This window comes from Reichenbachiella sp. MALMAid0571 (assembly GCF_040151475.1).
In the GTDB taxonomy this organism is placed as follows: Bacteria; Bacteroidota; Bacteroidia; order Cytophagales; family Cyclobacteriaceae; genus CAXBNB01.
In genome coordinates this window covers 1-4,870 of sequence record NZ_JBDKWG010000013.1, presented here as the reverse complement: position 1 = coordinate 4,870, position 4,870 = coordinate 1, and the positions used below count along the sequence as shown (strand labels likewise).

At 37.2% G+C, this 4,870-nt stretch carries 4 protein-coding genes; all 4 read right to left on the bottom strand.

Annotated elements, in window-relative coordinates; translation table 11 throughout:
* Positions 1–147: 147 nt before the first annotated feature.
* A complete protein-coding gene (locus AAOP42_RS00170; protein WP_349526430.1) occupies positions 148–660 on the bottom strand; it encodes a hypothetical protein in 513 nt (170 codons plus the stop codon).
* A 2-nt stretch (positions 661–662) separates the two neighbouring features.
* Complete coding sequence (locus tag AAOP42_RS00165) at positions 663–1,859, bottom strand: ImmA/IrrE family metallo-endopeptidase (RefSeq protein WP_349526429.1); 1,197 nt, start codon at positions 1,857–1,859, stop codon at positions 663–665.
* Between the two features lie 232 nt (positions 1,860–2,091).
* Positions 2,092–2,970 (bottom strand): reverse transcriptase domain-containing protein, encoded by an 879-nt coding sequence (locus AAOP42_RS00160; RefSeq protein WP_349526431.1) that lies wholly within the window; start codon positions 2,968–2,970, stop codon positions 2,092–2,094.
* An 829-nt stretch (positions 2,971–3,799) separates the two neighbouring features.
* Positions 3,800–4,708 (bottom strand): hypothetical protein, encoded by a 909-nt coding sequence (locus AAOP42_RS00155; protein WP_349526428.1) that lies wholly within the window; start codon positions 4,706–4,708, stop codon positions 3,800–3,802.
* Between the last annotated feature and the right edge of the window lie 162 nt (positions 4,709–4,870).

Genomic DNA, 4,870 nt, shown 5'->3' with positions numbered 1-4,870 from the left:
TCAAAGACCTACTTAAATCTACAGGTCAACCAAATCCACAGACCGAAAAACCCATAAGACTATCTGCCAAATACCAACTACGGTTCGTTCAACACTACATTCATGCTTGGCCTATCGGCCGCACGAATGCTTAGTTATTGTATGTCGTTAATCGTTATGGTATCCTAATTCTTCATTCTTATCCCTAAGAAGTCCATACAATTCAAAGTAATTTCTGCTTTCAAATGCCCATTTTGTTATCAAGTTCATCACTTCTTCCATGTCCTGTATATATGCCATACGACTGTCAGCACCTCGAATTCCTTTGTCATTAAGCTTTTTGCCTCGAGTTAAGAAAATCTTTTTTTCTTCTCGAATGACTTCTCTAGCAGACTTGTACTTATCTCCTTCGGGTAAGAATTTCTTTAAAAGTTTCTCAATACCCTTGTAGTAAACATTGTATTTTTCTTCTGGGTCATCTGGTATGTGACCTAAAGCAAACTCTTTCAGCTCGTCTTGTGATTTAACCGCACCGAGTTCATCAATAACCAGTTGTTCTCCGGTTTTGCTATTAGCCTCTGAGAGTATTTCTTCAATCTCTCTGCGTCTCTTTTCCTTTTCTAGCTTCTTCTGCTCTTCAGACTTTTTTTCTTGTTCCTTATCGTTACTTTCTTCGTTCATAATCAAACTAGTTCTAAATTATTTTTGATCTCCAATACAATTTCACTTACCGTTTCTTTATTAAATGGTATGGCATTAATCTTCTGGACTGATTCATCTAGGCCAGGATCGTATTTGTTGTATCCAGGCCAATATTCAGGGTTGTCATAGCAATAGAAGTTGTAAATCAAACAATGATGTATATCCCATTCCTTAGCATATTTCTGAACAACAAAGTGATTAGAAATCGATGGGACGATAAATTTATATCGCTCGTCAGGTAGAAAATACCTTCTGGCAAAATCATCAGCCTCTTCTTCGTTATCAAGCCATAAGTCTGCTTCACCTGTTAAATGAAAGGATCTAGTCTTAATATCATCTAAATGGTATAGAGCGTGAAACAATTCATGCAATAGAGAAAACCAGATCGTTCCATATCTTTTGAACAGGTCAGTTATAATAATGCATGGCTTGTTGTTTACCACGAATGTTGCTCCTCGTACTTGAGTTTGAGGAATGTGTCTTTGAAAAATGACCGTTACCCCTGCATGATACAATGCCTTGCATACTGTAAAGAAGCCATCCTTCTCATTCCGAGAATAGGGTTTTATTCGGCTGATCAATTGCTTTAAACGATCGCGATCGAACTCATTTGGGTTATTGATAGTTTCAAATTGTGCATATGCTGTTCGAATCCAAAATGCTCGTAGTTTGTCACTGGCAGATATTTTAGATTTACTAAATGCAACCCTATTTAAGGTTTCATCTCTGTACTCAAAGATGTCCTTAAGTCCAAAGAAAGAAACAATTCGATCTTCGATTTCAGCCAGATTCTTTATGTCACTAATAAATCCGAGCTTTTTAAGGCCAGTTAGGTCAAAATTCTCGAAAATGAATTTCGCTTTTCTAGTCCTGTTTAGTTCTCTAGTTTTCTCGGCTGTATTTTGATTTAAATAAAGTTGAATTGTTTTTTCAACATCAAGATTAAGAAATTCACCGATCTTCAGAAGTTTAATTGTGTCAACCTGTTTAGCTTCATTGTCCAATATAGGTTCGACAGACTTTTTGTCCATTTCCAAAGCATCATATGCTTGGGATTTGGTTATATTCAGTTGAATAATTCTTTGCTCGAATAGCTCTCGTAAGGAGGGCGAGTCTTCGCTACTGAATATACCTGCTAATAATTTATCAATGTCACTATGCATGAGGTAACTTTCCATTGTTAGTTAGTTCTAACCCAGAACAACAAAACAAATATAGGAAAATTTTCCCATGTTCAAATATTTAATGAAGAATGTTCTGAGAATTTCCCTATGCCATAGTAGAGTAGGGTCTGACAACCCTCTACTTTTATTTTTATCATAAAGATATAAAAGTATTGTAAGTTGTCAGTACCCCCTTCATCAAACCGTGCATGAAGTTTTCCCTCACACGGCTTACCGATAGCATTCTTTATTCAGCTTTCGAGAGCGTTTTCAGGCGGGCATACTTGTCCAAATCCAGCAAGCTGTAAAACTTTACTAAATTCTCATAGGGTCGCTGGCGTAGCTTCCGATGCGCCTTCCTTCCTTTTCCTTTCATCCATTTGAACAGCTTGTAAGACAGGTGTTGCTTGATAACCTTGATCGTGTCCCATATATGGGTCACTTTGCTGATTGAAAAATAATTCAACCAGCCTCGTAATACAGGGTTGAGCTTCCATACTATCCATTCTATTGTCCAGTGTTTGCGTTTGCCAAATAGCTCCTTGAGCTTGGAAAACAGCTTACTCCTCGACTTTTTACTCGGACATACGTTCAGGTACTTTTTCTTACTCCAAGAAAATTTCGACCCGATCTTGCGGAACTCAAAACCCAAAAAGTATAAACTACTTCTGCTTGTATGCAGCAGATTGGTCTTCTCTTTGTTGAGCTTCAATCCCATATTGGTCATTATTCGGTCTATATAGTTCAGTATCGTTTTACTGAAATAGTATTTACCCATTAACAACCAATCATCGGCATACCTGACCATACGAATGCCTGCCTTGGCAAACCTTCCATTTGGATTGTTTACAATCTGATCAAAAGCGTGTAAATAAATATTGGACAGAAGCGGAGATATTACTCCCCCTTGTGGTGTCCCTTCTTTATTTGCTTCTAGAGTATGGTCTGCTAGTTGAACTGGTGCTTTTAGCCACTGATGAATCAAACCTAATATCCCTTCATCTGCTAGACGAACTTTCAACAGTTTAAACAATTTGCCATGGGGTATCGTATCAAAGTATTTTGACAAATCTGCGTCATATACAAATTGATGTCCTTCATAGATGTTTTGCTTGATCTGTTTGATCGCATCTTGTGCTCCCCTTTTTGGACGAAACCCAGACGAGGTGTCATGAAAATCTGCCTCCCAGAGCAGTTACTAGAAAATAGCCTTGATATAACTTATCGTACAGACTATAACCCTTAAAGCCTTTCTCTCTCTTGGCTCGAATATATAGCTTCCTTTGAAAGACACGAACTTTCTCTTCGCATTGCGAGGGTGGACTTGCTAATAGATTTGCATCAATACAACTCATTCTATCTTTCATTGTAAGCTTTGCTAAAGTAGAGCCCCTTTCCTATGGTGAGTTATGTTGTCTCCCCAATTATTGGTACTATGAGCTCCTCCGACTTCTTTTATAACCATCTCTGAACTTCGTAATACTTATATCAGCTTGTTTAGGATTGCCATTCCTTATTATAAAAGACCTCCCACGTTTAATACTCATCCATCTGTATGCACGCCATCCCTATTACTCCGGTAGTTTACCAAACTTCATTCTACTGTTGATCCACTTGGTATGGCAGGGTTCGAGATCGTCAACACTCTCCCCAATTCTACAAGGGCCTTTTCGAAGCTAGTATGGGTTCACACTTGCGCATTACGGCTTGCATACTTGATTGCCAAAGCTTCAGCATCCTCCTCACAGAGTGTACTGTCTGGCGCTCTTCAGGGTGAACAGTCAATTGCCCTGATGGGATTTACACCCACTGGATAAGTACCACTTCGTGGCACACTAACGGCCAACTATCATCCGTAAGCTGAACTTTTCAAATATCTATAAAAGTATCTGATCCCCACAGCCTTGGCAAATAGCTCAGTTGGCTTATGGATGATAGTGTTTGTTAGAGGTATTTTATACCACTTGACTTTCAAGATATTTTATCAATACTTTGACTCCTACGTCTTCAGCTTGTTTCATTGCTTTTTTTCCTGTTTTGAGAAGAAATGCTTTGAGCTTATTAAAAGCGACCTTTTTATCTTCTTTAGGTAAATCTAAATCCCTGAGAATTTCCAAATTTGTTTTCACCTCTGGCAACTTTTCATTTTGTGAATATTGACTTGCTAATTGCAGTATTTGGAATTCGTGATCAGAAAATCGTTTTAAATTATCCGTTGTTAATAGGTTGGGCATTGAACTAGCCTTTTGATTACTGAAAAGGCTCAATTCTCTAGAACTTATATCTATGTTTTGTTCAAGCAATGAATTTTCAAACTCTTGCTTTAAACTCAGTTCAATCTTTTGCTTTTCGTGATTAATATCTAAAAGTAGCCTCTTATACTTTTTAGAAAATTCTCTTACAATTTCAATTGCCTCAGACGGATCAAAGTTATTTTCTCTAAGTTGATCTAAGACCTGTTCAGGGGAAGAGATACAAAGAGAAATAAAGTCATCAAATCTGGTTAGGGCTTCTTGGAAATTTGATGTTGAAAGTTTTTCTTCTTTCACCTTGAATTCAAACTTCTTTCCGTTAGAGCTTTCTTGTATCTCTATTGATAATTTTATGTTTTCAATTTTCTCTAAATAAGATTGAAATATTTTAACAAATTGATCTAATTCTTTATTAAGATATTGTTCATTTGATACGTATAAGGTGAATATGACATCATTCGCCAGATTTTTCAAAAAATCTTCAAGTCGAGGCTCTAACTCACTCTTTTTATGAAAAGTGGATAGTTCTACATCAGCACAAAGTAACTCATCAATAAAGCTGGAGATGTCATCTTTCCTAGAATTGTAATCTTTAATTTGCTCGACACCCATATTGCACCTTTTCATGTACTTGTCTAGGAGTCTGTCGGACTTAATAAACCACCCAATTATTTATATCTTGGGGCATGATATCATTTATTGGAGCGGATAGAGAACAAGTTTCTTTTATGCCACATGACCTTAACGATTGGCTACCTGAAGATCACTTGGCAA

Bases quoted from the DNA above. Each gene is read 5' to 3' on its own strand.
- AAOP42_RS00170 (WP_349526430.1), bottom strand. From the start codon at position 660: ATGAACGAAGAAAGTAACGATAAGGAACAAGAAAAAAAGTCTGAAGAG.
- AAOP42_RS00165 (WP_349526429.1), bottom strand. From the start codon at position 1,859: ATGGAAAGTTACCTCATGCATAGTGACATTGATAAATTATTAGCAGGT.
- AAOP42_RS00155 (WP_349526428.1), bottom strand. From the start codon at position 4,708: ATGGGTGTCGAGCAAATTAAAGATTACAATTCTAGGAAAGATGACATC.